Genomic DNA, 25,146 nt, shown 5'->3' with positions numbered 1-25,146 from the left:
CTCGACTCTTATGAAATCATTACATATTTATTTTGCCATATTCTTGGTAGCGCTTTTAAGCTCCTGTGAGTTGAAGCGTGTCATTGACCCCAACCGACCCAGCGTAGATGGATTCCTAGAAAATGCCTCTCGGGTAGAGTTGAATAACCTTGCCAAAGGTACCGAGGCGCATATGCGTGTTGGCTATGATGTGTTCCTAAAGTCTGTCGCTGTGATTGGGCGCGAGGCATATCTCTTTGATGCTGACCCTCGTAATGTTCAGGACTTACTTGGGGCTAATGGAACTAGGTTAGACAATAATACATTTTATCTGACATCTCCCTACAATAATGCTTACCGGACTATCAAGAACGCCAACTTGTTGATAGAGGCTGCCGATCGCAGCTCGCTTGTCAATGCTTCGGAAAAAAACGGTTATAAGGGTTTTGCCAGAACTGTCAAAGCACACTGTCTCTTAATTGTCCTAAATATGTTGCATGAGAACGGTATCCGTGTTGATGTAGCCAACCCGACAGCTCTAGGCCCCTTTCTGACCCGAGAGGCCGCCCTAACAGCCATCCGAAATCTCCTCAATGAGGCTGTTGTAGATTTGGATGCTGCCGGTGAGGCTTTCCCCTTCAGCCTCTCTAGTGGATACAATGGATTTAACACTCCGGCCACATTCAAACAAATCAATCGTGCGCTCGCCGCAAGGGTGGCCGTATACCAACAACGATGGGCTGATGTACCGGCGTTATTGGCAGCTTCGTTTTATACTGTCGGGGGAGACCTACAGGCTGGACCTCGATTTGTGTTCTCTACCGCACCCAACGACTTCCTAAATCCTATGTTTTATGGAGAGGCATCGGATAACATCTACGTACACCCTTCATTCCTCACAGATGCCACAGTTGGTGATACACGTGTAACAAACAAAACACGCTTACGTCCTGGAGGTTCTAGAGACGTAGATGGGCTTACAGGGACTCATATCCAGAATTTATACCCTACCAATACGACTCCTATCCCCTTTATTCGTAATGAAGAGCTCGCACTCATTGATGCCGAAGTAAAAATACAAACTGGCGACTTGCCTGGTGCTGTTACGATTCTCAACACCATCAGAAGCGCAGCAGGCTTAGCAGCCTATAGCGGCACTGTCGATCAAGCCGCCCTCATCGATGAGCTGCTTCGCCAACGACGCTATTCCCTCTGGCTAGAAGGCCATCGGATGATTGACCTCCGCCGATACAACCGCCTCAATGCTGCTAATGTACCCATCGACCGACCAGGAGATATTGTACATCAACAGTTCCCCATACCTCTGAACGAATAACCAGAATAAAATACCCCGCTTAGTCGGGGTATTTTTTATCAAAAAAAGCCTATCATTTTGTAGAGCGCAGCAGCTTGTGTAATATTGCTAAGTATTTCGGCTTGCAAAGGCTTATTTTTCCACCCAATGAATTGCTCCCCTATGTTACAGTTCAAGCTTCAAAAACAGGTTATTTTAAGCTTTTTGATTGCTTTTGCCGTGTTATCGGCCTGTAAGCCGGTCAAGCCTATCAGTACTGCCAAACAAGGGCTCACATTAGTTATTCAAGAAAAAGAACGTGGTTACAATGGCGCTGCCGTAGCCTATAACCCTCTGAAGAGCTTGTATTACACTGTTTTTGCTGGCAATGCCAACTTTATGATGGAAGTGTTTGATGGTCAAGGCCGCCCCTTATACCAAACCCCAACTGGGCAAGATGCACGCGGCCTTTGGTGGAACCCCGATAGCCGCCAACTGGAGATGAACTTGTATAACTCTGCCGGCCTCGCAACAATCCCCCTCGACAGCAAGGGCTACCCAATGACCAAGGAAAGCAATATCCTGTTTGGGCAGCTGGCACGCCCCGAAAACCAAACCTGCGCTGTTTATGACACAGAGGCCAAAGAAGTGCTTTTTTATGAAGACGAAGGCGTTATCACGCGCTACACCCGCAGCACGATGCGCAAAGTCGGTACGTATACCTTACAATTGCCCGCAGGAGAAGACTTTTCTTCTTTCAATGTTACGAGTATGCTCTACACTGGGAAGAAAAAACACGAGTTGGGGCTAGTTAACTATGCCCAAAAAGCGGTATACTTATTTGATAAGGCTAACGGCACACTGACCCAGAAAATCACGTTACCCTCCAATGCTCCCGTAGATATGTCTTTTAGGGTAGCTTATGACAACCTCCGCCTTTGGCTGTACAATACAGATACCCGCACTTGGTTGAGCTATCAATTGTTTGAAAAGTAGTCTGTCAAAAAATGGTCATCACGGAACTGCCGAGATGACCCAAACTTTGTTTTCTAACAATTGGTAAGCCTTGGTTATTCTCCGTAATACTCCACAAAGTTTTTGTTGGTCTCAAACAACTGCAACTTATGCAACTGTACGTGTGGGTAGTCGCTTAAGGCTTTAGCCAAGATTTTCCAAATCTCTATCACCACTACTTCGCAGCTCGGAATTTTGCCCTGCAAAAAATCAACTTCGATGTTCATATTTCGGTGGTCGAGCTTGTCTATTACCTCTCGTTTGATGATACTGCTCAATACTTTGAGATCTATCACACAGCCGGTATCAGGCTGTGGATGCCCTTTGACAGTTACGATTAGCTCAAAATTATGGCCGTGGAAGTACTCATTGGAGCAAATGCCGAATACCTCTTGGTTTTTTTCTTTGGTCCAAGCCGGGTTATATAGACGGTGAGCCGCATTGAAATGCTCTTTTCTGCAAACGTATACCATAGTTTTATTGTGCAAAAGCTTTTGCTACCTGATTCGTTCAAATAGAATATCCGCACTTTGATGATTGCGGGTGCAAATTTACAAAAAAAACAACAGCTAAGCCTGCTTCATTTCACCTGTTTTGGGCTAGTCGAAACAAAAGCGCTGCAATCTTTGTATCTTTGCAGCCCGTACTGGATTTATCGCTCATGCGCCCAACCATATACCCACCGCCACCTACCCAGAAAAGCGTATACACCGCTGAGGTAGGCTTACTTTTTCTGAGTACTTTTCTCTTCTTTGCTAGTTTCAATATGCTCATTCCTGAGCTGCCCAATTATTTGCGCAGCTTGGGCGGCGAAGCCTATATTGGGTTGATTATTGCCCTTTTTACAGCTACAGCAGCCATCTCAAGGCCTTTTAGTGGCAAGCTTGCCGATACCATAGGCCGTATTCCGGTGATGATGTTTGGGGTGGCGGTTTGTTTTATGGCTGGATTGCTTTACCCAGTGCTCAATTTTGTATTGGGTTTTTTGGTTTTGCGGTTAGTCCACGGTTTTTCGACAGGCTTTACGCCTACCGGCAACTCCGCCTACTTAGCCGATATTGTGCCATTCGAGAAACGTGGCGAGGCGATGGGCATACTAGGCTTGGCCAATAGCATTGGGATGGCAATGGGGCCGGCCATAGGCAGTATGATTGTCCGTTTTTTTTCTATCGAAATCTTGTTTTTCACCTCCTCAGCCCTAGCCTTATTAGCTGGCTTGGTACTCCTAAGGATGCGCGAAACAGTTGCCCAGAAACAACCCTTTCGGTGGGCGCTTCTCCGTATTCGCCGCGAGGAAATATGGGAGCCCCGTGTAACACGTCCTTCGGTTGTGATGCTCTTGAGTGCGATGCCTTTTGGTGCTGTGTTGACGGTCTTACCTGATTTTAGCGAGCACTTAGGCGCTGATAAAGGGCTGTTTTTTATGAGTTTTACCCTTGCTTCCTTGGTGGTGCGGGTTGTTGCCGGAAAAGTTTCTGACCGCATCGGTCGGGTGATTGTTGTCAGGGTAGCCAACCTCGGTATGGCTGCTGCCTTTGTATTTCTCAGCTTCGTAGATACCACCATGGGTTTGGTGATGGCGGCTGTGTTTTTTGGTTTTTTCTCCGGAATGAACTCCCCAACGCTCTTTGCTTGGACTATAGATCTCGGCCACCCCAACTATAGAGGGCGTGCTATGGGTACTATTTTTATTGCCCTAGAGCTGGGTATCGGCCTGGGAGCCTTGGGTTCGGCCTGGGTGTATGGTAGCCAAGTAGCCAACTTCCCCCTTACATTTCATTGTTGTGCCGGAGCCACAACGCTGGCCTTACTCTATACTTGTTTGCCCAAGAAGAAAACCATCGGATCATCCCGCACACATCTAGACCTATAATACCGCCTTCAGGTATGCTTGTGTCTAGAGGACACGCTAGCACAAACAATAGCAGGAGAAGCTCCCCAAACCTACACCATCTCAAAATCAGACCGCTATAAATTCTCATATCAGGTGAGTCTTGGGATACCTTGTTGAGCGTATGGTATCCCCTGAAGCTCCAAAACAGAAAGCCCCTCCGAAATATTTTCGGAAGGGCTATCATTATAGGGCAAGTCTGTGTGGCGGGTTATTTTACGCGCTCTACCACAGCTTTGAAAGCCTCAGGGTGGTTCATAGCAAGGTCAGCCAATACCTTACGGTTGAGCTGGATATTGCTTTGGCTCACCTTGTTCATAAACACAGAATATGACATACCGTGTAGACGTGCTCCGGCGTTGATACGCTGAATCCACAAGCTACGGAAGGCACGCTTCTTTACTTTTCTATCGCGGTAGGCGTATAGCAATGCTTTTTCGACGGCATTTTTGGCAACCGTCCATACATTTTTTCTACGGCCAAAAAAACCTTTGGCGCGCTGTAGCGTCTTTTTTCTTCTCGCTCTAGAAGCTACGGAATTGACCGAACGTGGCATATTAGGAGATGATTTCGACCCTTGGCGATGTGCTGTTAAGCGCCATACTTAGTACCAAACGTCTGTGAAACAATGTGATAATGAAAAATACAAATGAACAGACAAATTAAAGGTTCAGCATTGCCTTTACGTTGTTCATATCTGACTCGTGTACCAAGCCTGAGTGCGTTAGCGCGCGCTTTTGCTTAGTGGTTTTTTTAGTCAAGATGTGACGCTTGAAGGCGTGCTTACGCTTTACTTTGCCGGTGCCAGTGAGGCTGAAACGCTTTTTTGCGCTTGAGTTGCGTTTTACTTTCGGCATTGTATTGGGATTTGAGTGATAACAGAATAAATTTTGAGCCTGCAAAGTTAAGTATTTTGCTCAAAATAAAAAACAAGTGTCTCGAAACTTTGGCACTCATTCAAAACAGCTAGCAGGCTCGCTTTCAGTACTCCCAAGGCAGGGTAAGAGGTGGTTTGCCAAGCCACTCCAGCCCTTCGGCAGGGTCTGCAAAAGATTTGCTTGTGTATCCGGCGATAGCCCGTAGTTTGGCGGCCTCTTCGATTGTCTGCTCAAAAGCCAAGCTTTCGATAAAGCTTTGAGGCATAATGAGGGCATACTTTTTCAGACGTACCTCTTTGTAGAAGGCCACCAGCTCACGAGCAGCCCACTGTTGTAGCTCGGGCGAAATCGAAAAATACATTTGCCTGCTATCGTCCAATACATAAGAAAACTGGAGTTTTTGTTGATTTACCTGCTCCCAAAACAGCTTGATGACTGTACTGAGGTGTTTTTGATAAACTTCTTCGGTCATGTCTGTAGAGGCTGGTAACCAGCGGCTCAGGATCAGATCGTCGAGAAGATACACCTCCATTTCTGCTGTCTTATAAAGTTCTACAATGGCATGCATTACTTGCTTGTGTTTGGTGTTAAAGACCTGATAGCTATATCCAATCAAAACTTGGTTTGGGAAAAGTCTGCCCCGAAAATCCTTGTGCATCAAGAAAATCAAAGCTTTTGAGAATCCTCAAATCAAGTAACTCTTGGTATCATGTCTCAATATACGACAATCACAAAAGTTGGTGTGATAAACACTACGGAGGCAGCTAGGTGTTGTTCCTGCTCTATTTTACAGCCAACCATCACGAGAGCCGACAAAGGCTCTTGATAAGCTGGGTGTGTTGGGGGTATTGGGCACTGAGCGATTGAGCCGAAGCCAGCTCAAAGTCTGCGAAATCAAAGCCCGGGGCAACCGTGCAGCCTACTAAGGCATAGGCCTCTGCTGTGGTAGCCTTCAACACACGAGAGGCAAACCAAGCCCCAGCAGGAACAACGGCCTGAAAGCTTTGCCCTTGTGTAGGGTCTGGGCCTAAGTACAACTCTTGTAGCCTACCATCAGGGTGAATGACCAACACCTCCAGCGGATGTGAGCCGGTATAATAGTGCCACATTTCATCGGACTGGATGCGATGAAAGGCCGAAAAAGTATCGCCTGTAAGCAAAAAGTAGATTCCCGTAGCATAGCTGCGGTTGTTAGCACCTTGCCCCTGCATAGGGCTTGGCAAAGACTCGGCCTGTATTAGCCCCGTGGCACGGTAGGTTTCTTGATAAAAGCCACCCTCAGGGTGAGGGAGTAGCCCTAGATGGGCTACCCAATAATGAAGTGGACGAATGGTCTCCGACATTAGCGTTTGTCTTTCATAAGCTGTACAAAATCATCGAAGAGGTAGCGCGAATCGTGAGGGCCCGGCGATGACTCGGGGTGGTATTGTACCGAAAAGGCCGGCGCATCCTTGATACGGATTCCCTCGATAGTCTGGTCGTTGAGGTTGATATGCGTTACCAATACGCGGCTGTTTTGCTCCAAAGAGCTTTTGTCTACCCCAAAGCCGTGGTTTTGGGAGGTGATTTCGGCCCTGCCGGTGATTAGGTTTTTGACAGGGTGGTTCAGTCCTCGGTGCCCGTTGTGCATCTTATACGTACTCACGCCTACTGCTTGCGCCAATATCTGATGCCCGAGGCAAATACCAAACAGTGGTACTCCAGCTTCGAGAATGGCCTTAACGGTTTGGGTGGCATAGCTCATCGCAGCAGGGTCGCCGGGGCCATTAGAAATGAAATACCCGTCGGGCTGCCAGGCCTGCATCGTCGCAAAGTCCGTACGTGCTGGAAATACTTGGCAGTAACTGTCGCGGCTGATGAAGTTGTTCAAAATATTGCGCTTGATACCCAAGTCAAGTACGGCTACCTTGAAACGGGCATCAGGATTGCCCACAAAATAGGGCTTTTCGGTCGTTACGGCAGAAGAAAGCTCCAGTCCTTTCATTGAAGGAACCTGAGCCAGCTGCGCCTTTAGCGCCTCAAGCTCAGTAGTCTCGGTAGAGATAATGGCATTCATCGCTCCTTTGCTGCGGATGTGAGTTACCAGAGCGCGGGTGTCGATATCCCAAATTCCTACTAGGCCGGCGCGGTCTAGGTAATCTTGTAGCGAGGCTTCGGCCTTGGCACGCGAGAAAGAATGGGAAAAAGCGTTGCAAACCAAGCCGCTAATCTTGACACTATCCGACTCATTGTCCTTGGCTGCTGTGCCATAGTTGCCAATGTGTGCATTCGTATTGACAATAATTTGCCCATAATACGAAGGGTCTGTGTAGATTTCTTGGTAGCCCGTCATCCCGGTGTTGAAGCATAGCTCACCGGTGGTGGTGCTAAATTTGCCCAAGGCCTTACCCTTGAGGTAAGTGCCGTCTTCCAATAATAAAATGGCTTCTTTCATAAGTGCAAGAGGGGTGCAAAAAGGCGGTAAAACTGAAACAACCGATACTCAAAATTCTTGCAAATTACGGGATTTAGGCTTGAAACGCCAACCTTTAGGGGCTAAAAATTACGCTCGAGGGGCTTATTGATAAAATTTTTTACGCTCAATATAGGCAATGACATCATCAGGAACCAAATAGCGGATGGACTGCCGCGCCTCGATACAGCGCCGGATGAAAGTAGCCGAAATATCCATCATTGGAGCCGCTACCCAACGCACCTTCGGGTGATTGTCCCATTGGGTAGCTTCGCTATCGGGGCGTGGGTATACATAAAGGCTGAAGTATTTCAGAATTTTGTCGTGGTTTTTCCACTTTTCAAAGTGCCGCAGGTTGTCGCTTCCCATGATAAGTACAAACTCGTGTTGGGCAAAACGCTCCTGTATGACCGTCAGGGTGTCGATGGTATAGCTAGGCTTGGGTAGGTGAAACTCAATGTCGCTGACGCGAAGCTTTGCATTGTCAGCAATGGCTTGCTGTACCATGTCATAACGGTCAAACTCGTGAAGGAGGTTTTTTTGCTTTTTAAACGGGTTTTGAGGAGAAACAATCATCCAGACTTGGTCCAGGTCAGTGGTTTCGGCCATGGTATTGGCGATGACCAAATGTCCGATATGAATAGGGTTAAAAGACCCAAAAAATAAGCCTATCTTCATCGTGTGCTTCTGATTTGTTTTGAGTAACTTGGCAATTGCCGGGAATAGACAAAACCCATATTAGCTCAAAAAAGTTGAAACCACAAAACTACACAGCCACAATGAAGCGTCAAAACATTTCTTCGGGTGCGCCTTGGGAGAGCCGCGTGGGCTACTCACGTGCCGTACGTATCGGCCAAACTATCGAGGTATCCGGTACGGTAGCCTCCGACGCAGAGGGCAAGCTCATTGGCACGGGTGATGCCTACGCGCAGGCCATGTACATTTTCCAAAAAATTGGCACAGCGCTCAGCCAAGCCGGGGCGGGGCTGGAGGATGTCATACGGACGAGGGTGTATCTCACGCGCCTCGAAGACTGGGATGCTGTAGGTGCGGCGCATGCCGAGGTGTTTGGCGACATTAGACCCGCCTCCACAATGCTGGTCATCAGCGCATTGGTAAACCCCGATATGTTGGTAGAAATAGAAGCCTCAGCAGTATTGCCCTAGGCCTAATCGCTTTTGAAAAAGGCAATACAGGACAAAAAGCGTAAAGCTATTGTATTTTTAGATGCAGATACCTAATTTTGTTATCGGCTTGCCCTACAAGTAAAATATTCTCCCTTGATGACAGAATGCAATACAATAGCGCGTTTTTGCGCCAAGATTCATTTTATTTGATTTTCTTGACGCTCAAGGACTGTCAGTACATACCTTTCCCAAACCAATATTGATTGGGTATAACCTATTTTAACGCCATGTTGAACCCTACTACAATTGCCATCCCGCTCTACTTCCTGCTGATAGGTTTGGAGCTTATGGCCGCCCATTATCAAAAGACAAAGCTCTACCGCCTCAATGATGCCATTACCAATATCAATACTGGGGCAAGCCAACAAATTGTGGCTGTATTGATGCGGCTGATAGGAGTCAATATCTATGCTTGGCTCTACACCTCCCCCATCAATCTGCAACTAGTCGGGACTACGTTTAGCTGGCTGAACTTTATCATCCTGTTCATTGCTTGGGACTTTTGCTACTACTGGGCACACCGGATGAGCCACGAAATCAACTTGATGTGGAGCGGGCACGTCGTTCATCACCAAAGCGAAGACTACAACCTCTCAGTGGCTTTGCGCCAAAGTTGGTTTCAAGGTATCTGGACTGCTCCTTTTTACCTCCCGCTGGCCTTTGTAGGCTTTCGCCCAGAAGACGTGGTGTATGTATCAGGGCTGAATCTCATCTACCAATTCTGGATTCACACCGAAATAGTGGGCAAACTCGGGCCGCTGGAGTGGGTCTTCAGCACTCCTTCACACCACCGCGTACACCACGGGCGCAACCCCGAATATATTGACAAAAACCACGGTGGCGTTTTCATCATCTGGGATAGGATGTTTGGAACTTTTCAAGAAGAAAAAGCCAAACCTGTCTATGGCATCACAACACCGGTCAAAAGTTGGAATCCTGTATGGGTCAATTTTGCCCACTTCAAAACCATCGGCCAACAACTTTCTGAAGCCCGCTCTTGGCAAGATAAGCTCAAGGTATTGTTTTACAAACCAGGCTGGAGCGCCAAAATGGCAGCCTATCTGCCAATACCAGAAGTAGACCGCCAAACTACTCCCAAGTTTGTAACCCCTACTACTCCGGGGCTGAATGCCTATGTGCTGATTCAATACCTGCTGGCCATGGTGGGGACAGCCTTGCTGCTGTTTCAGGTCGAAACGCTGCCCCTGTTGCCCAAGGTCATCGGGTGTTTGTTGGTGATATGGTATGTGGGCAGCACAGGAGCGTTGTTTGAGTATCGTTCGTGGGCCTATGCCCTAGAGCTCACCCGGCTTTGGGTCAGTGTGGGTGCTGTGAGTTATTTGTTATACACCCAGCCGCTGATTGTCTGGCTAATGCCTGCTATGGTTGCACTGGCCTTAGGTTCTTCGTTGTGGCTGCTGTACTTGCGTCGGCAAGCCGCCGGCCAACTCGAATTGTTGGGGGTAAAATACCCGATGCTCAAATAAGGCAAAGGCGGCAGCCCCCTTCTTGTTATGGCCTCACAACAGGCACGCTAAAGCTCAAGGTAGTACCTTTGCCTAAGTCGCTTTGGAGGATAATCTGCCCCCCGCCTTTTTCTACAAACTCCTTGCAGAGCAACAGCCCTAGGCCAGTACCTTTTTCGTGCTGAGTACCTCGGCGGGTGAAATGTAACTGCGGATTAAAAATCTTATCCAAGTCTTCGGCACTGATTCCGATGCCATTGTCCTTGATTTGTACCCAAACCAAGGCTCCCTCTTCTTGGGCACAGATTTGGATGGTACCGCCGCTGTCCGTAAATTTCAAGGCATTGACTAAGGCATTGCGCAGTACAAAAGAGAGCATATTGCGGTCTGCAAATACAGACAAATGTTCTGGGATGTGGGTTTGTACAACGATATTTTTTTCTTGGGCACTGACCTCTAGCAGGCCGATAATCTCTTGTACCAAGTTTTCCAAGGGCAGTTGTTGTGGCTCAAAATGGCTCATGTCCATTTGTGAAAGCGCCCATTCGAGGAGATTTTCGAGCAAATCGGAGAGATTATTGACCGACTGGCGGGTTTTGCGCGCCATCAGCTGAAGTTCATCCGCACTGAAGTTGTCCGAATAATCAATCAGAATATTAAGAAACGATGCCAAGGTAGCCAAGGGGCTGCGCAAGTCGTGGGAAATAATCGAAAAAAAGCGGTCTTTGATATGGTTCAGCTCTTGGAGCTGGGCAACAACACGGTTGAGATCGGCAGTACGCTGGGCAACCTCTTGCTCTAGCGCTACTTTTTGTTCTTCTATCAGGCGTTTACGCTCTGTTTCTTTTTCGAGGGCGAGTCGTTCTGTTTCGAGAGCCTGCCGTGCCAGCGCTTGTTGGGCGCTATTGAGGCGGTCGGCCAAGCCCAACGAAAATAAAACCACCTGAACTACTGCGCCTATTTGTACGCTATAGCGTGTGAGCAAAGTATCGGGGAACACACCTACTTCTCTGATAATAAACAGAATAGAGCCAAAACTGAAAATAATGTTGGCAATCAAAAAAAAGGCCGCAGGCCGATACCCCTCTCGCCAAACCAAGATACCCAATACCACCATAGCCGACAATACCACAATCCCCATCACTCCAATCCAGTCTACTGCTAGGCGGCTCAAATCCCACCCCCACAGCAAGGCCACCGTCCCCAAAACGGGCGGCACTAGGTAGAGGTAAATCACATAATTGATTGCCTTGTTGGCCGATGGTAGGTTATGAGACAAGTTGAGGTAGGTTTTGGTAAACATCACCCACGAAATACGCGAGAAAGGTACAATAAAGGCAAAGCTGTAGGCATGCCATCGGGGGCAACCGGGCCATAGCCACTCCAACGAAAACCCATAGTAAAACATAAAGTACATTCCCAAACCCGTAATGGAAAGGACATAATACCAGAAGCTAATATCGCGCACAGCCCAGAAAATAAGGAAGTTATAAAGAGCCATTACGCCCAATATGCCCAGGAAAATCCCTTGATAAAACAAAATATTGCTTTGTTCTTCCTGTACTTGAGCCGGATTGAGAAGGCGTATACGTAGCTTTTGTTGCTGGTAAAACGCCATCTCCTCCCGCAAGCTCAACCGCAGGCGGTAAATCTGTTGGGGAGCCAATTTGAGTGGGAAATATTGTTCGTGTTGGGGGTAAGTACGGGCTGATATGGGCAAAAAGCGTCCGGTCTGTAAACGTTGGCCAGCTTTTGTTTCTAAGTCATCCATCAACAATGTTTGGTAAGCCCAGTTACCCGCATCAAGCAGATAATGGAGGGTATCGCTGCTTTGATTGTGTAGCCAAAACTCTAGCCTATGTGTCTGATAAACACCCCACTGCCCGATGCTGTCAACAACAAGCCCTAGCCCCTGATGGTATACCTCTGCCCCAAGGTCGAGCGAAGCAATGCCAGAGTGTAGCCTGACTGTATCTGCGGAGATGTGTTGCGCTTGCAGCCCCATATTCCCCATCAGCCACAGCCACACACAGATGCCCCAAAAAAGCTTGTGGTATTTCAATGGATGGAATAGTTGTATAAATGGGAGATTGTTTTTAACTTCAACAAGCAAAGTAGGAAAATTTTTGGCGCTTATACAATCAAATCATTTGTTCTCTTTGTAGCGTACAATAAAATATTCGCAGACAGCCTCTTAGGCTTCGGGCGAAATGACCAATATACTTTTATGAAAAATCAAGGCCCTATTCAAATTGCGATTGTTGAGGATGATATCATCATTGCACAAGAGCTTAGGCTCAACCTCCAGAAGCTCGGCTATGAGGTTTTGGCAGCGGTATCGTCAGGAGAGGCGCTGCTCGAAGTACTCCAAACACAGATACCCGACCTCGTATTGCTCGACATCAACCTCGCCGGCGCTTGGGATGGCATCGATACGGCCCAACAGCTTCGCCAACACGTAGACCTTCCCTTTATTTTTCTTTCGGCCTTGGCCGACCGGCAGACCTTGGAGCGCGCCAAAATCACAGACCCGGAGGCCTACCTTGTCAAACCAGCCAAAATAGAAGACCTACAACGCGCTATAGAGCTGGCCTTACATCGCCACAAAAAACAACAGAGCCAACCCGCCCCCCAAAGTGCCCAACAAGGGCTTTGGCTCAACGAGCAGCTGTTTGTCAAAACCAAGAACCGCCTAGAGCGGGTAGATTTGTCCAAAATCCAATGGATTGAAGCCCGGGATATTTACTGTGTGCTCAAAACCACCCACGAAAAACACGTAGTCAGTATGGCTCTCAAAGCCTTTGAACAATTGCTGCCTATGCCTCCCTTTTTGCGCGTACACCGCTCATATATTGTGGCCATTGATAAGATAGAGGCCATCGAAGACAACAACCTACTCATCGAGAAGGAGTATATCCCTGTTGGCAAAACCTACCGCGAAGCCTTGCTCAAACACCTGCGCATTGTCTAAAGAAGGCCACCCTTTTGGCCTGAAATCCACCGCACAAAGCATACACCTATGCCTTTTTTCCGTATATTCGTGTATCACCTCATTATTGTAAAGCCCCTTAGCACAAGATATGAATTTGACCCAACTCAGCCGCGAGGTTGCTGCTGCCGCCCGTGAAGTAGGACAGTTTATCAGGCAAGAATCGAAAAACTTCAGCCAAGACAAGGTAGAGTATAAAGGCACCAACGACTTGGTTTCGTATGTGGATAAAGAAGCCGAAAAACAAGTGTTGAAGGCGCTACACCAAGCGCTGCCCGAAGCAGGTGTCGTTTCTGAAGAAGACCCAGAAAGCCATAAACTAAGCCAAACAAAGTATCATTGGATTATTGACCCCCTCGATGGTACGACTAACTTCATCCACGGTGTGCCGATATACTCTGTCAGTATTGCTTTGTTGGAGGGCGAAACACCGATTCTAGGCGTAGTCTATGAGGTCAACCAAGACGAATGTTTTAGCGCTACCAAAGGCGGCGGCGCTTTTCTCAACGAGCGCCCCATCCAGACTTCGTCTATTGCCAAAGCCAAACAAGCACTGCTCGCCACTGGCTTTCCTTATACAGATTTTGAGCGGATGGACGAGTATATCGCGGTCTTGCGCCACCTCATGCAACATACCCACGGGCTGCGGCGGATGGGCTCGGCAGCGGTAGATCTGGCCTATGTGGCCGCCGGAAGATTTGATGCTTTTTTTGAATACAACCTCAATGCTTGGGATGTGGCCGCCGGAGCACTGATTGTGCAAGAAGCCGGTGGAGAGGTTAGTACGTTCAATGGTGGGCAAAATTTTATCTTTGGCCGTGAGATTGTCGCCACCAATGGCCACCTAATGCCACATCTATTGCCGCTCATCCAGCAGTTTTGGGTTTAATGTAGAGGAATTTGATTTGCCCGACTTGATGCGCAAAGGTTTTGAACCAAGAACGTGCAGCCCCACTTGGCAAACCAATCCCTTGTAACTAAATAGCCTTTCGGGCTGGATAGCGCTATTATTCCAAGGTATTTATTAGGCCAATAAGGTAGAGACATCATACCAGATTTGCCCATTGCGCTCATCGAGCTCCGGCAAGAGGGCATATTTTTCGCGCATATCTTCTAACACGCGTTGCGCTTGGCTAACCGGAATGCCAGCATCCTTGGCCAATAACGCCGCCGATACGCGCCCCTGATTGCGCTTGGCAATCGCCAGCGCCTTAGGCTCTAGTTTGTTGTAGAGCGCCTGATAAGAGACCCTGCCAGACAAGCGCCAAAGCCCAACAGCAATCCCTAATGGTGAAAGCCCAAAAATAAACAACAGCCCTAGGTCTTCGAGAATAGGGTAGTGTGAGGTGCCGGCCAAGAGCGCAAAAAGATGCCCAAGAGTATTGCGCCCGCCAAAAAATGCAAAAATAACAGCGATTACTTTGAGGATTAAGTCCATAATGAGATCAAACCACAGGGATGAAAAAGGCGAAAAAGACTTCTTTATCAAACTGTAACGCTCCGCAAAAAGTTGCACAAGTGGCTGGTTTTGGGCAATAAAAAACGCCCTCAGTAAGACCAAGAGCGTAGTAATGATGTCGGAATGAGACTTGGTAGGCACCATTCCGAAGGAGTGTTCAAACGCAAGCTTATTTGCCCTGTGGGGTTTTTTCGGCTACTTTCTTCAGCAAGGCAGCACGGTGGTCGTGGATGGCTTTCAGCTCTTTTACGGCGGCCTCTAGATCTTCCATTAGCTCCTTATTACTTGCTTTTTTCTTTTGAGTGCTCATAGGTGTAGCGATTTAGGGGTGTTTGAAAATAGAGGCTTGCCTTTGAACAAACCTCCGGTTATTGGGAAGAGGTGTTTTTGATTTGCTCTTTCTTCTTCGCGACCTTATCTAGGATATTTGCGCGGTTTTGGTGAATTTCTTTTAACTCTTTAACGGTTGCCTCTAAGTCAGACAATAACTTTTGAGTACTTTGTTGATTGGCCATCACTAAAAAAGTTTGTTGATAGTTTTTGATTAACTTTGAGGTATGGCTACCTGCTGATAACACTTATGTATGATTATTAATACAAAAATAATAGCGATGTAGGATATGTGCAAGTTTTTAACAGATATTATTTATCTCAAAATGCTATCTGTTTGTTTATGAGTTGTTCCTTTGTTTTTATTACCAATATTCCCTCTTTGATGATGCAACTTCGTTACACCTATTTGTTGCTTTTAGCCTTTTTCTTACTCTCTTGTCGCCAAACACCCCGCGAGAAGATGACACACTTCTTTTTGAAAGGCAATAAATCTCTCCAAAATCAAGAATATGAGATGGCTGCGCGCTATTTTAGTGATGCCATACGTGCCGATACTAGCTTTGCCGATGTGTATAACAACCGTGGGGTAGCCTATCTAAATCTGCGTTTGTATGCGCAAGCAGCTCAAGATTTTGACCAAGCCTTACATCTCAACAAAGACTATACTGATGCCTATTTCAACCGTGCCAATTTGCGCTATGCCCTAGGGGAATATGAGTTGGCTTTGCAAGATTTGGCCAAAGTCGAAAAAGTATATACCGATACCGCCCTTGTGTATCTGGCCAAGGCCCGTGCCCTGATGCAACTAGAGCGCTATGAGGAGGCTGTTACGGTATTAGATCGGTTTTTAGTTTTAAGCCCCAAGGACGCTGTCGGGCAAGACAGCCGAGGCTATATGCACCTGCTGACGGGCAACTGGGAGGCAGCCGAGCAAGATTTGCAGGCCGTGATTGCCCAAAACCCCAAGGCGGATTTTGCTCTCACCAATCTCGGCAGGCTGGCCTTGGTACAAAACGACTTGCCCAAGGCACAAGATTATTTCCAACGGGCTATTGCCTCCCGCCCGTATGAATCCTACAACTTGGCACATCAGGCGCTGTACTATATCACCCAAAACAAGCCCGACAGCGCCGCCTACTGGCTTATAAGAGCGCAAAAGCTAGAGGCCGACAATGCCCACGCGGCGCTCTACCGTGCAGGGCTTTATCTGCAAACACAACAAGCTGATAGCGCCGCCTATTGGCTCGAAAAAGCCTCTCGCAGCCCCAAACCTATCAGCTTGGCAGGCTATGAAGCGCTGCTACACCAACTCAAAGGCGAAAGCCAAAAAGCCAACGCCCTCTGGGCGCGTATGCCAGAATATCAGCGCAAGTTTATCCCTAAAAACTTGGCCAAAAATTTGCCCTAAACATCGTAGTGTTTTCGATTGACGATTTGGGATTGACGATTGAAAGTTTTTAACATTTTCTATACCACTAACCCTAGCCCTCAAATAATACTATGGACGACCTGTCTGCTGACCTTTCCTATATCATCAATCATTTGGGCGAAGACCGCTCACAATTTTTGAATGCTGCTGCGCCGCCGATTTACCAATCGGTGATGTTTGCCTTTCAAACCGTGGCCGAAATGCGCCATACCATCCAACACGAATCAGAGTTGCCCTTTTATACCCGTGGGCATAACCCTACCACTGACATCTTGCGCCAAAAAATGGCCGCCCTAGAAAAAGCAGAAGATGCCCTCATCTTTTCTAGTGGGGTAGCGGCTATCTCGGCAGCGTTGTTGGCCAACCTCAAAGCCGGAGACCACGTGGTGGCTGTACAGAAGCCCTACTCTTGGACCAACCGCCTTCTGACCGAATGGATGCCCCGCTTCGGGATATCGGTTACACAAGTCGACGGGCAAGACATCGCCCAGTATGAGGCTGCTATACGGCCCAATACGCGCATTCTCTATGCCGAAAGTCCCAACTCTTGGACCTTCGAGCAGCAGGACCTGCGGGCGCTGGCGCAATTGGCCAAAAAGCACCAGCTCCTGACCGTAGTAGACAATAGCTATGCTACGCCACTGCTCCAAAATCCCATTGAGATGGGCATCGACATTGTCTGCCACTCAGCCACTAAATACATTGCCGGACACAGCGATGCCGTAGCCGGGGTAGCCTGTGGCACCAAGGCGATGATGCAGCAGATATTCAACGCCGAATATATGACGATGGGCGGCGTAGCTTCGCCCTTCAACTCGTGGCTCTTGCTGCGTGGACTGCGTACCCTGCCCCTTCGGATGGAGCGTGTGGCCAAAACTACCCCCGAAATCGTACGTTTCCTCGAAGCCCACCCAGCAGTAGCTGAGGTATACTACCCCTATTCGCCCAACAACCCTCAATATGAGCTGGCCAAAAGCCAAATGAAGCAGCCCGCCGGGCAGTTTTCTATCCGCCTCAAAGCCGACCAGATGGAGCAGGTAGAGGCTTTCTGCAACCATCTCAAGCGTTTCTTGTTGGCGGTATCGTGGGGAAGCTATGAATCGCTCATCTTCCCGGCTTGTGTATTGTACGATTCTGAAAATTATCAAGGTAGCGTACTGCCCTGGGATATGATTCGTTTTTATATCGGATTGGAAGAGCCAGAAAGTTTGCTCGACGACCTACGTCAAGCCCTTGATGCCGTGTGGCCACAATAGACACCTTGACCAAACCTAGTCCATATACTATCCGTTTGCTACAACGATAGCCCAACCCTTGAAACCCCAGAAGAACCCATCGCCCAAAATCCTATAAGTGTATGTTTGAGATTAGAAAAGAGAAGTTTGGTAATTACAATTATTACAAAATTGTCAATGAACAAACTGGCGAATATGTCGCCTTTATCCCCGAAAAAGGAGCCTTGCTCAATGAGTTGGTTTTGCGCCACGAGAGCGATACGGTTTACCCTCTACTACAAGGCTACCCTAGCCCAGAGACGCTAGAAACGCTGCGCGGATACCGGGGTTGTAAGTTGTCGCCGTTCCCTAACCGCATCCACCAAGGGCAATACCAATATCAAGATGAGGCCTATCAGCTACACATCAACCGCCCACAAGAGCAGAACAGCATCCACGGCTTTATGTACGAGATTCCCTTTGAAGTCAGCCGTACTTTGGCCGATGCCCGCTCCGGTTCGCTCACACTGATGTCTAACTACTGGGGCAACAAAGAAGGATACCCATTCCCCTACCGTATAGAAATCACGTATCAACTCCATAGTTCGGAAGGGTTTCGGTGTACGACCCTCATCGAAAACATTGGCTCTACCTCTATGCCCATTGGCGATGGCTGGCATCCATACTTTACTACAGGCAGCCCTGTGGACGAACTGATGCTCAAGTTTGAGCCAGTCAGCCAACTCGAAATGGATGATGCACGCACCCAAATTAAAGAAATGCACGCTTTCAAGGATTTTCAAAAATACCAAGCCATCGGTGATCGTAATTTTGATGATTGTTTTGAGTTGGATGCACGCTTCCCTTGGAGCGAGTTGTACTTGTTTGACCGCCAAAAACAACTCAAACTCAAAATATGGCAAGAATGTGGTAAAGGTAAGTACAATTATATACAACTGTACATCCCCGCTGACAGGCAGAGTATCGCCATCGAACCAATGACCTGCCCTCCAAATGCGTTTAATCACCACAAGGGCTTGATAGAGCTTAAACCTGATGAACAGATTATCCTCAGCTGGGGAGTAGCATTGGTTTAATCGAAGCACTTGGATTGACGAGATACGATTGACGAACTACGAATCCGTAAAATCATAAATCATAAATCGTAAATGTCTCAAAACACCTCCAGCACTACCGAGTCAGCATCGCCTTATCGTGATTTAGAGCAACAATCTATCGCTACATTGTTGCAGTATATCAACCAAGAAGACCAGACCGTCCCCTTGGCCATTGCTCGCGCACTCCCTCAGATAGAGACATTGATAGCGGCCATAGTTCCTAGAATGCAAGCAGGCGGGCGCTTATTTTACATCGGTGCCGGCACTAGCGGGCGCTTGGGGATTGTAGATGCCTCGGAGTGCCCACCTACTTTTGGTGTACCTCACGATCGGGTCATTGGTTTGATTGCCGGAGGCGATAGCGCCATCCGCAAGGCGGTAGAATTTGCCGAAGACGACCCCACACAAGCTTGGCAGGACTTACAAGCCTATCAGCCCCAACCCGAAGATATCCTCATCGGGATTGCCGCCTCGGGGCGTACGCCCTATGTGATTGGCGGGGTAAGCCAAGCCCGTGCCTTCGGGATGCTTACGGGTTGTATTGTCTGCAATACAGGCTCTGCTTTGGCCAAGGCGGCTGCGCTGCCTGTAGAGGTTGTCGTTGGACCCGAGCTTATCAGTGGTAGCACCCGGATGAAGGCTGGAACCGCACAAAAGCTGGTACTCAATATGATTTCGACCGTAACGATGATACAGCTAGGCCGCGTGGTAGACAATAAAATGGTCGATATGCAACTCTCCAACCACAAACTCATCGAGCGAGGAACTAAAATGCTGGTCGAGTTGCTGCAAATACCCACCGTAGAGGCCGCTGATTTATTACAAAAACACGGGAGTGTACGCGCTGCCGCAAAGGCATTTGAAGAAAATAATATGCGTCAGAAAGGCTAAGAACAACTGCGGCTGGACATAATCTCATCGATTGATGCCAAGGTTTACTTGATTTGAGGATTTACAAGGATTATACAAATATTCGCTTCACTAACCCCCTACAAAAATGCAGCAACAATGGGAATACGCTTCGTTAGAGTGGCTTTGGGAAGCCAACAGCATCCGTTGTAACCTGCCCGATGGCAGGGAAGAGATACTCAGCGGATCTTACACCGAACTGGTCGCCATCTTGAATGATCTGGGCAAGAATCGCTGGGAAGTAGCTACCTGTGTGGCCGGAGCCAACTGGATTTTCTGGACACTCAAACGTAGCCACTAACTACCATGCTCACGCCGAGGCTATCAAGGCAAAAATCGCTCATAGGCTTGGAGTTGCGCCTTGATAAGGCGCAGCCTCCAGATAGTCAATCCATAGGCTACAGCCCATAAAGCAGCAAAGCCGAAAACGACCGGCATAGCAACATAGGCGGCAGTCGGCGGCCATATCCATCCGAAAACCACACCACCCACCATCAAAGCCACCCAAGCGCCCAAAACAGCTTGTTCTAATCTGTTATGTCTGCGCTCCAACAGTGTGTGTAGCGCTGCCGTAAGCGGATAGCTTTGGTTAGGAATAGGTGTTTTGGGCGGTACTTCCTGAAGTTTGCGGGCGTGTTGGCGCATCAAGTCGTCTTTAAGCCACTCATATGATTTGAAACCAAGGAAAGCCAATAAGCCTATACTCTTAGCTATCCTGACTATTTCGGGCTGCCAAAGCGAGGGCTGCGCCCACCAATACACCGGAAAAAGCAACAACAGCATAGAAACCCCAGCCGCAATTTTGAAAAAAAGTGGCTGCCAAGGTGGCGGATACGTCCAGCGCTCAAAAGAGAGATTGGGGTGTACTAGTCTGACGGCGGCGGCCAAGCGGTGGAGGCGTTCTTCGATGGGGGCTAACATCACTTCGACAGTCTTTTAGGTTAAGGGAGTTTGTGCGAGGCGTTGCTCGGGCAGCGCCTGCCAATCGGCAGTGGGGGCAGGAGCGCCGGCGACTTCTTTCAGGGTATCCTTGGCGTTGGGGAACTTGTTGACCCCTACCATCACGAGCTTGCCGGCTGCAAAATCTTGTCTTTTACGGGTGGCTACCTCCGCTATATCGTTTTGGGGAATATTTTTGGCAGCAGCCTTCAGAAAGCCTCCGGCAGCCTCTAAACTTTGGAAGTATGCCCAAGCTTTGTCAGCCAGTTGGTCGCTGAGTTGCTCTACAAAATAAGCTCCGGCAGCAGCATCGGCCACCTTGTCAAGATGAGCTTCTTCGCGCAGCAATAACGCAGTATTGAGGGCGATACGGTCAGCAAAAGCACTCTGCCCTTCTCCGATGTGGTTGTGTGGCCAGACAGACAGCACATCCGCACCGCCAATCACAGCCGCCATGGCTTCGGTGGTATTGCGCAACATATTGTTATATGAATCAAGCAAGCTCTTGTTCCAAGTAGCTGTATGTGCTTGTATTTCGAGTTGGGTGTTTAGGCCAAAGGCATCAGCTACCAGCCTCCATAACAGGCGCAATGCGCGCAGTTTGGCTATTTCCATAAAATATTGGCTTCCGATTGCGACCTGCCAGCGTACGGATACTTTGAGGGTGGCTGGTTGAAGCAACTGGGCTTCACTAAGTTGGTGTAGATTTTCGACCAACATTGCTAAGCCAATGCCCAGTTCCTGTGTGGCGCTGCCACCAGCATTATGCACAGGCCGGATGTCGACGCTGAGCACAGCATTGTTTTGTTGATACAAAGCCCCTTGCGCCTGCCAGTCTGCTTGGCTAGGCGCTTTGCCGCTACGCAAGGCTAGCGCCAAGGGGTCAAAACTTAGACTTTTGGCCGCCTGTGTGTGAGGTAAGGCTGCCTCCAACGCCGCCCGATTGTCAAAAAATAAGTGATACCGCTGTGGAGCTTGCGCCAAGGATAGAGAATGGGCCTCCTGCCAGTCGGCAACCCCTATCCAGACACTGTCTGCGCCATGAGTCAACAAGGCGGTAGCGCTAGCCCAAGAAGCCGGTGCGGCTATTTGCCAAGCACCATTGGTGCGCAAAGGTAAGGGGCTGCGCCCTTGTGGATGATAAAACGGAGTAATATCGATACCCTCGTAGCTTTGTTTGTGCAAGCTTTCGAGAGGTTTGTCTTTGAGCTCAGCTTGAGCCGCTTTTACAAGCGCTTCGATATCATGGGTCTTGAAGGTATCAAAAAGATTTTTTGTGGCAGACATACACAGTGGCGATTTTTGAGTGGCAATTTTGGGAACAATCGGCTGCCGTAGCGCTAGGCATTCGACGGGAGAGATATTTTGATTTTTGAATAGCGCATGTTAACTTTGACAAGCTACGCTAAAACTGCTGCGCTACAGTCCAAGATTAAATCTGAGTGTTGTTCATTACCTCTGCCTCCCCACTCAAGACCAGCTCTTCGGTTCCGGCGAGGTAAATATTAGTTTCTATGGTAGCACGGTGGCGGGCGTGGTGAAGGCTCAGTACTTTGAAAACAGCCTCATACTCTTGCTCCACAAACATCGGCTTTCTGAACTTGAGGTTCTGGCTCAGGTAGATAGTCCCCTCTCCGGGAAACAACACCCCAAATACTTTTGAAAATACGCTAGCACTCAAAAACCCGTGCATAATCGGTTTTTGAAAGGGTGTTTGCGCCGCATAGTTGGGGTCAAGGTGAATGGGGTTTTTGTCCCCGGTGATTTCTGCAAACTTGGCCACCTCTGCTTGTGTGAAAGAGAATCGGTGGCGGTAGACTTGGTTTTGTTCTATCATGTGGGGTGGCGAAAGGGTTCACAATCAGTATCGGTAAGATACAATTGTACACTTTTTTTTAGAATTCACCAAACATCCTTAGAGAAATACAATAGCAGCTTAAAATTAGTGCAAATGAAAAAAAACTCAGACCCTATAGTTGGATTTTTTCGGGGATTGCTTTTAAAAGCAAGGCCTAGTCTTTATTTTTGAACAACAACGACAATGCTCGATACCTATGGATAGTACAAAAAACTTTTTCGATGCTTGGTTCAATTCTCCGGCAAATTTGATGGGCAATATCGTAGATACCTCTCAAAAACTCAAAGACTCTTTCAATAGCCTCCAACAACTCAAACACGATACGGCTCAATATCGCCAATGGATTGACCAACAACAGCAGGCTCTACACCATACTGTCCACGACTTTACGGAGCAACTCAATCATACTGCTTTGCCTAACTTGATGGGCGCTTGGCTCGAAATGCAATTTACTATGAGCCAAGACCTACTCCAGATACTCAAAAAACACCTTTCCACTCAATTGATTACTCATCAAACAAAACCTATGAAAGACATGCAAGCCCAATGGAACCAGATGTACGAACAGTTTTCGCAGCAGTTTGGCCAAACTTTTCAACACCCGATGACCTCGCCCGAAGGCTTGAGTAGCTTCTTGCAAAATAGCCGCACTTACTTGTCGATGCTCGAACTATGGCAACCTATCTATAAATTCATTCAGAGCAACTCCCTCGGCATCGAATCCTTCCAACAGATGCTTGATATGAATAAATATAACGCGCTTCTGAGCCAGATGATGGGGCAAAGCGCGCCGCTTAACCTAGGGCAATTGCAGGATTATTTTAAACAATATAATGACTTTTTTGGCCAACGCGGCTCAGCTTTTGGCGACGAGGGCATACAGGCTATGGTCGGAACAGGCCTAGGGCTTTTGCTCCGCATGCACAACTTTGTTACTGGGCAGCTATACAACCCCTCGGGGCCGGCTATGACGATGATGCCCGCCGGTAGGGACAAAGAAATGACCCTACTCTCAGCCGAAATCCAACAACTGATGATGCAGTATTATGTTCGCGCTACCGAAATCCAGACAATGGTACAAGTTCAGGGTTATCGCTCGCTCGAAAATGTCGTCCGCAAGCTGATGGAAAAAGTAGGCCAAAGCGCCCAAGTAGTAGGATTTGATGAGTTTTATGGTTTCTGGATTAGCACTTTTGAATCGGATATGATTCAGCTATTTGCCAGTGATGCCTACTCCAGAGCCCAAGGTGAAATGGTCAATGCCAGTATGCTGCTCAAAACCAAGCTTGACAAGCAAATGGAGTATTTCTTGGCTCCGCTCCCCATAGTTCCACGTTCAGAGGTAGATGAGATGAATAAAACCATCTATGAGCTCCGTCAGAAGATCCGCCAGATAGAGCAACAACTCCAACAACAAGCGCCAACCAGAGCCACCACCCCTACATCGACAGCCAAGGCGACTCCTGCGGAGAAAACCCCAACGCCCAAAGCCTCCGAAGAATCCCCAGCTCCCAAAACTACCACTCCTCGCAAGACCTCTACCCGGCGCAAAACCGAAGAAGTGAAGGCCAACAACTAGATTTAGCCCCCGAACAGTGCTTCATACCTCTAAACTCTTGAAAACCTATGCAATCGACTTTTTATAACCCTTTCGAAGAAATGGCCAACACTGCCCAACGCCTTAGCAAAGGCGCACAGGCAATGAGCAACTTACCTGAACCCGAAGTAGGCACAAGCCCCAAACATCAAGTGTGGCAGCTCGACAAGGCGCGCCTTTTCCGCTATGACCGCGAAACGCCCCCAACTGTCAAAACACCTGTCCTGATAGCCTACGCCCTTATCAATCGCTATGATATGATGGACTTGCAGCCCGACCGCAGTCTAGTACGCAAGCTCCTCGGTCTGGGACTCGATATCTACGTGCTCGACACCGGATACCCTACCCGCAGCGACCGATACCTCACGATGGAAGACCATATCCTAGGTTACATAGGTGGTGCCATAGATTTTATCCGCCAATCACACCAAATTGACCGCGTAAACCTGCTCGGAGTCTGCCAAGGTGGGACTTTCTCCACCATCTATACGGCCATTCATCCCGAAAAAATAAAGAACCTCATCACCCTCGTAACTCCGGTAGACTTTGCCACTGACGAAGGCCTACTCTTTCGCTGGGCACGAGACCTCGACGTAGACGCTATCGTAGAGGCTTTTGGAGGGCTCATCCCCGGAACATTCCTCGATACTGGTTTTCAGATGCTCAAGCCGGGGCTCAAAGCCAACAAACAGCGCCGCCTGATGCAGATTATGGACAATGAGGACGAGCTGCTCAATTTTATGCGGATGGAACGCTGGATCAACAACCTCCCCGACCACCCGGGCGAAACCTACCGCCAGTTTATCAAAGAACTCTATCAAGAAAATAAACTCACCAAAGGAACTTTCGTATTGGGACAACACCCCGTAAAGCTAGAACATATCACTGTGCCCCTACTCAATATCTATGCCTCCGAAGACCATCTTGTGCCGCCGGCGCATACAAAGCCTCTCAATGATTTGGTAGGCTCTAAAGACAAAACCCTGTACGAGTTTCCCGGGGGGCATATCGGTGTGTTTACGGGTCGCCGTTCGCAATCAGAGCTAGGCCCTACAGTATTTGAATGGCTCAAAGCCAGAGATTAGTGCGGCTACCGTCCGCTCCAAACCACAACGCCATTGCCTGTTGAGACACAGACAA

Annotated in this window: 28 protein-coding genes; 14 read left to right on the top strand and 14 right to left on the bottom strand. The window is 48.3% G+C overall.

Annotation, left to right across the window (positions count from 1 at the left end; translation table 11 throughout):
- The first annotated feature begins 10 nt into the window (after window positions 1–10).
- Together G499_RS0102420 and G499_RS0102410 are read left to right on the top strand one after the other, a co-directional pair.
- Entirely contained in the window at window positions 11–1,315 is a 1,305-nt protein-coding gene (locus G499_RS0102420) for a RagB/SusD family nutrient uptake outer membrane protein (protein ID WP_026998620.1), read from the top strand.
- A 141-nt stretch (window positions 1,316–1,456) separates the two neighbouring features.
- Window positions 1,457–2,269 carry a hypothetical protein gene (locus G499_RS0102410; RefSeq protein WP_026998619.1) on the top strand — a complete coding sequence of 271 codons (813 nt, stop codon included), beginning with the start codon at window positions 1,457–1,459 and terminating at the stop codon, window positions 2,267–2,269.
- A 74-nt stretch (window positions 2,270–2,343) separates the two neighbouring features.
- Here the strand turns inward: G499_RS0102410 and G499_RS0102405 are convergent, their stop codons facing one another.
- Window positions 2,344–2,760, bottom strand: coding sequence for a 6-pyruvoyl trahydropterin synthase family protein (locus tag G499_RS0102405; RefSeq protein ID WP_026998618.1), 417 nt, complete (start codon window positions 2,758–2,760; stop codon window positions 2,344–2,346).
- Window positions 2,761–2,948: 188 nt separating this feature from the next.
- On the opposite strand from G499_RS0102405, the gene G499_RS0102400 reads away from it, so the two are divergent.
- Window positions 2,949–4,160, top strand: a complete 1,212-nt coding sequence (locus G499_RS0102400) for an MFS transporter (RefSeq protein ID WP_081413622.1) — start codon at window positions 2,949–2,951, stop codon at window positions 4,158–4,160.
- A 229-nt stretch (window positions 4,161–4,389) separates the two neighbouring features.
- Here G499_RS0102400 and rplT read toward each other — a convergent pair whose 3' ends face one another.
- The 6 genes from rplT to nadD form a co-directional block, all read right to left on the bottom strand.
- Complete coding sequence (gene rplT / locus G499_RS0102395; protein ID WP_026998616.1) at window positions 4,390–4,734, bottom strand: 50S ribosomal protein L20; 345 nt, start codon at window positions 4,732–4,734, stop codon at window positions 4,390–4,392.
- A 106-nt stretch (window positions 4,735–4,840) separates the two neighbouring features.
- Window positions 4,841–5,035, bottom strand: a complete 195-nt coding sequence (gene rpmI / locus G499_RS0102390; protein WP_026998615.1) for a 50S ribosomal protein L35 — start codon at window positions 5,033–5,035, stop codon at window positions 4,841–4,843.
- 124 nt (window positions 5,036–5,159) lie between these two features.
- A complete protein-coding gene (locus tag G499_RS0102385) occupies window positions 5,160–5,624 on the bottom strand; it encodes a hypothetical protein (RefSeq protein ID WP_026998614.1) in 465 nt (154 codons plus the stop codon).
- Window positions 5,625–5,856: 232 nt separating this feature from the next.
- Entirely contained in the window at window positions 5,857–6,399 is a 543-nt protein-coding gene (locus tag G499_RS0102375) for a cupin domain-containing protein (protein WP_035726269.1), read from the bottom strand.
- A complete protein-coding gene (gene carA, locus G499_RS0102370; protein ID WP_026998612.1) occupies window positions 6,399–7,490 on the bottom strand; it encodes a glutamine-hydrolyzing carbamoyl-phosphate synthase small subunit in 1,092 nt (363 codons plus the stop codon). The genes G499_RS0102375 and carA overlap by 1 nt, the downstream gene beginning before the upstream one ends.
- Before the next feature lie 123 nt (window positions 7,491–7,613).
- Complete coding sequence (gene nadD, locus G499_RS0102365; protein WP_026998611.1) at window positions 7,614–8,186, bottom strand: nicotinate (nicotinamide) nucleotide adenylyltransferase; 573 nt, start codon at window positions 8,184–8,186, stop codon at window positions 7,614–7,616.
- 101 nt (window positions 8,187–8,287) lie between these two features.
- On the opposite strand from nadD, the gene G499_RS0102360 reads away from it, so the two are divergent.
- Entirely contained in the window at window positions 8,288–8,674 is a 387-nt protein-coding gene (locus G499_RS0102360) for a RidA family protein (protein ID WP_026998610.1), read from the top strand.
- A 248-nt stretch (window positions 8,675–8,922) separates the two neighbouring features.
- Window positions 8,923–10,182, top strand: a complete 1,260-nt coding sequence (locus G499_RS0102355; RefSeq protein ID WP_035726267.1) for a sterol desaturase family protein — start codon at window positions 8,923–8,925, stop codon at window positions 10,180–10,182.
- Between the two features lie 25 nt (window positions 10,183–10,207).
- Here G499_RS0102355 and G499_RS20840 read toward each other — a convergent pair whose 3' ends face one another.
- The gene (locus G499_RS20840) at window positions 10,208–12,223 is read right to left on the bottom strand and encodes a sensor histidine kinase (RefSeq protein ID WP_051295845.1); all 2,016 of its coding nucleotides are present in this window, start codon (window positions 12,221–12,223) and stop codon (window positions 10,208–10,210) included.
- Between the two features lie 165 nt (window positions 12,224–12,388).
- On the opposite strand from G499_RS20840, the gene G499_RS0102345 reads away from it, so the two are divergent.
- Complete coding sequence (locus G499_RS0102345) at window positions 12,389–13,132, top strand: LytR/AlgR family response regulator transcription factor (RefSeq protein WP_026998608.1); 744 nt, start codon at window positions 12,389–12,391, stop codon at window positions 13,130–13,132.
- Between the two features lie 109 nt (window positions 13,133–13,241).
- Window positions 13,242–14,039, top strand: a complete 798-nt coding sequence (locus G499_RS0102340) for an inositol monophosphatase family protein (protein WP_026998607.1) — start codon at window positions 13,242–13,244, stop codon at window positions 14,037–14,039.
- A gap of 135 nt (window positions 14,040–14,174) precedes the next feature.
- Here G499_RS0102340 and G499_RS0102335 read toward each other — a convergent pair whose 3' ends face one another.
- Genes G499_RS0102335 through G499_RS21655 form a run of 3 tightly spaced genes read right to left on the bottom strand, consistent with a single transcriptional unit; the run spans window position 14,175 to window position 15,187 of the window.
- On the bottom strand, window positions 14,175–14,753 hold the full coding sequence (locus G499_RS0102335) for a hypothetical protein (protein WP_026998606.1): 579 nt from the start codon (window positions 14,751–14,753) through the stop codon (window positions 14,175–14,177).
- Window positions 14,754–14,778: 25 nt separating this feature from the next.
- Window positions 14,779–14,919: a hypothetical protein gene (locus G499_RS21660; protein WP_154658285.1), complete on the bottom strand. Its 141-nt coding sequence runs from the start codon at window positions 14,917–14,919 to the stop codon at window positions 14,779–14,781.
- Between the two features lie 58 nt (window positions 14,920–14,977).
- Window positions 14,978–15,187, bottom strand: coding sequence for a hypothetical protein (locus tag G499_RS21655; protein ID WP_161627675.1), 210 nt, complete (start codon window positions 15,185–15,187; stop codon window positions 14,978–14,980).
- 137 nt (window positions 15,188–15,324) lie between these two features.
- Between G499_RS21655 and G499_RS20835 the strand changes: the two genes are divergently transcribed.
- The 5 genes from G499_RS20835 (at window position 15,325) to G499_RS0102300 (ending at window position 19,913) form a co-directional block, all read left to right on the top strand.
- Window positions 15,325–16,350 carry a tetratricopeptide repeat protein gene (locus G499_RS20835; RefSeq protein ID WP_161627674.1) on the top strand — a complete coding sequence of 342 codons (1,026 nt, stop codon included), beginning with the start codon at window positions 15,325–15,327 and terminating at the stop codon, window positions 16,348–16,350.
- Between the two features lie 92 nt (window positions 16,351–16,442).
- Window positions 16,443–17,627 (top strand): trans-sulfuration enzyme family protein, encoded by a 1,185-nt coding sequence (locus tag G499_RS0102315; RefSeq protein ID WP_026998605.1) that lies wholly within the window; start codon window positions 16,443–16,445, stop codon window positions 17,625–17,627.
- Window positions 17,628–17,728: 101 nt separating this feature from the next.
- Window positions 17,729–18,682: an aldose 1-epimerase gene (locus G499_RS0102310; RefSeq protein WP_026998604.1), complete on the top strand. Its 954-nt coding sequence runs from the start codon at window positions 17,729–17,731 to the stop codon at window positions 18,680–18,682.
- Window positions 18,683–18,754: 72 nt separating this feature from the next.
- Entirely contained in the window at window positions 18,755–19,594 is an 840-nt protein-coding gene (gene murQ, locus G499_RS0102305; RefSeq protein WP_026998603.1) for an N-acetylmuramic acid 6-phosphate etherase, read from the top strand.
- Between the two features lie 106 nt (window positions 19,595–19,700).
- Complete coding sequence (locus G499_RS0102300) at window positions 19,701–19,913, top strand: hypothetical protein (protein ID WP_026998602.1); 213 nt, start codon at window positions 19,701–19,703, stop codon at window positions 19,911–19,913.
- A 23-nt stretch (window positions 19,914–19,936) separates the two neighbouring features.
- Here the strand turns inward: G499_RS0102300 and G499_RS0102295 are convergent, their stop codons facing one another.
- From G499_RS0102295 to G499_RS0102285, 3 genes are all read right to left on the bottom strand, one after another.
- The gene (locus G499_RS0102295) at window positions 19,937–20,536 is read right to left on the bottom strand and encodes a hypothetical protein (RefSeq protein WP_161627673.1); all 600 of its coding nucleotides are present in this window, start codon (window positions 20,534–20,536) and stop codon (window positions 19,937–19,939) included.
- A gap of 12 nt (window positions 20,537–20,548) precedes the next feature.
- A complete protein-coding gene (locus G499_RS0102290) occupies window positions 20,549–21,838 on the bottom strand; it encodes a methylmalonyl-CoA mutase family protein (protein WP_026998600.1) in 1,290 nt (429 codons plus the stop codon).
- Between the two features lie 145 nt (window positions 21,839–21,983).
- The gene (locus G499_RS0102285; RefSeq protein ID WP_026998599.1) at window positions 21,984–22,388 is read right to left on the bottom strand and encodes a MaoC family dehydratase; all 405 of its coding nucleotides are present in this window, start codon (window positions 22,386–22,388) and stop codon (window positions 21,984–21,986) included.
- A 217-nt stretch (window positions 22,389–22,605) separates the two neighbouring features.
- Here G499_RS0102285 and G499_RS0102280 point away from each other — a divergent pair, with 217 nt between their 5' ends.
- Complete coding sequence (locus tag G499_RS0102280; RefSeq protein ID WP_026998598.1) at window positions 22,606–23,988, top strand: poly(R)-hydroxyalkanoic acid synthase subunit PhaE; 1,383 nt, start codon at window positions 22,606–22,608, stop codon at window positions 23,986–23,988.
- 47 nt (window positions 23,989–24,035) lie between these two features.
- Window positions 24,036–25,091 carry a class III poly(R)-hydroxyalkanoic acid synthase subunit PhaC gene (gene phaC, locus G499_RS0102275; protein ID WP_026998597.1) on the top strand — a complete coding sequence of 352 codons (1,056 nt, stop codon included), beginning with the start codon at window positions 24,036–24,038 and terminating at the stop codon, window positions 25,089–25,091.
- Window positions 25,092–25,146: the final 55 nt, after the last annotated feature.

The sequence above is a fragment of the Eisenibacter elegans DSM 3317 genome, assembly GCF_000430505.1.
GTDB lineage: Bacteria > Bacteroidota > Bacteroidia > Cytophagales > Microscillaceae > Eisenibacter > Eisenibacter elegans.
Note: the sequence above shows the minus strand (reverse complement) of the source record. Positions and strands in the feature narration are given on the sequence as shown.

Bases quoted from the DNA above. Each gene is read 5' to 3' on its own strand.
- rplT (WP_026998616.1), bottom strand. From the start codon at position 4,734: ATGCCACGTTCGGTCAATTCCGTAGCTTCTAGAGCGAGAAGAAAAAAG.
- rpmI (WP_026998615.1), bottom strand. From the start codon at position 5,035: ATGCCGAAAGTAAAACGCAACTCAAGCGCAAAAAAGCGTTTCAGCCTC.
- G499_RS0102355 (WP_035726267.1), top strand. From the start codon at position 8,923: ATGTTGAACCCTACTACAATTGCCATCCCGCTCTACTTCCTGCTGATA.
- G499_RS0102405 (WP_026998618.1), bottom strand. From the start codon at position 2,760: ATGGTATACGTTTGCAGAAAAGAGCATTTCAATGCGGCTCACCGTCTA.
- G499_RS0102290 (WP_026998600.1), bottom strand. From the start codon at position 21,838: ATGTCTGCCACAAAAAATCTTTTTGATACCTTCAAGACCCATGATATC.
- G499_RS0102400 (WP_081413622.1), top strand. From the start codon at position 2,949: ATGCGCCCAACCATATACCCACCGCCACCTACCCAGAAAAGCGTATAC.
- G499_RS0102335 (WP_026998606.1), bottom strand. From the start codon at position 14,753: ATGGTGCCTACCAAGTCTCATTCCGACATCATTACTACGCTCTTGGTC.
- G499_RS21660 (WP_154658285.1), bottom strand. From the start codon at position 14,919: ATGAGCACTCAAAAGAAAAAAGCAAGTAATAAGGAGCTAATGGAAGAT.
- G499_RS0102310 (WP_026998604.1), top strand. From the start codon at position 17,729: ATGTTTGAGATTAGAAAAGAGAAGTTTGGTAATTACAATTATTACAAA.
- G499_RS0102385 (WP_026998614.1), bottom strand. From the start codon at position 5,624: ATGCATGCCATTGTAGAACTTTATAAGACAGCAGAAATGGAGGTGTAT.
- G499_RS0102340 (WP_026998607.1), top strand. From the start codon at position 13,242: ATGAATTTGACCCAACTCAGCCGCGAGGTTGCTGCTGCCGCCCGTGAA.
- G499_RS0102375 (WP_035726269.1), bottom strand. From the start codon at position 6,399: ATGTCGGAGACCATTCGTCCACTTCATTATTGGGTAGCCCATCTAGGG.
- murQ (WP_026998603.1), top strand. From the start codon at position 18,755: ATGTCTCAAAACACCTCCAGCACTACCGAGTCAGCATCGCCTTATCGT.
- G499_RS0102280 (WP_026998598.1), top strand. From the start codon at position 22,606: ATGGATAGTACAAAAAACTTTTTCGATGCTTGGTTCAATTCTCCGGCA.
- G499_RS0102410 (WP_026998619.1), top strand. From the start codon at position 1,457: ATGTTACAGTTCAAGCTTCAAAAACAGGTTATTTTAAGCTTTTTGATT.
- G499_RS0102300 (WP_026998602.1), top strand. From the start codon at position 19,701: ATGCAGCAACAATGGGAATACGCTTCGTTAGAGTGGCTTTGGGAAGCC.
- carA (WP_026998612.1), bottom strand. From the start codon at position 7,490: ATGAAAGAAGCCATTTTATTATTGGAAGACGGCACTTACCTCAAGGGT.
- G499_RS0102360 (WP_026998610.1), top strand. From the start codon at position 8,288: ATGAAGCGTCAAAACATTTCTTCGGGTGCGCCTTGGGAGAGCCGCGTG.
- phaC (WP_026998597.1), top strand. From the start codon at position 24,036: ATGCAATCGACTTTTTATAACCCTTTCGAAGAAATGGCCAACACTGCC.
- G499_RS0102315 (WP_026998605.1), top strand. From the start codon at position 16,443: ATGGACGACCTGTCTGCTGACCTTTCCTATATCATCAATCATTTGGGC.
- G499_RS0102345 (WP_026998608.1), top strand. From the start codon at position 12,389: ATGAAAAATCAAGGCCCTATTCAAATTGCGATTGTTGAGGATGATATC.
- nadD (WP_026998611.1), bottom strand. From the start codon at position 8,186: ATGAAGATAGGCTTATTTTTTGGGTCTTTTAACCCTATTCATATCGGA.
- G499_RS20835 (WP_161627674.1), top strand. From the start codon at position 15,325: ATGATGCAACTTCGTTACACCTATTTGTTGCTTTTAGCCTTTTTCTTA.
- G499_RS0102285 (WP_026998599.1), bottom strand. From the start codon at position 22,388: ATGATAGAACAAAACCAAGTCTACCGCCACCGATTCTCTTTCACACAA.
- G499_RS0102420 (WP_026998620.1), top strand. From the start codon at position 11: ATGAAATCATTACATATTTATTTTGCCATATTCTTGGTAGCGCTTTTA.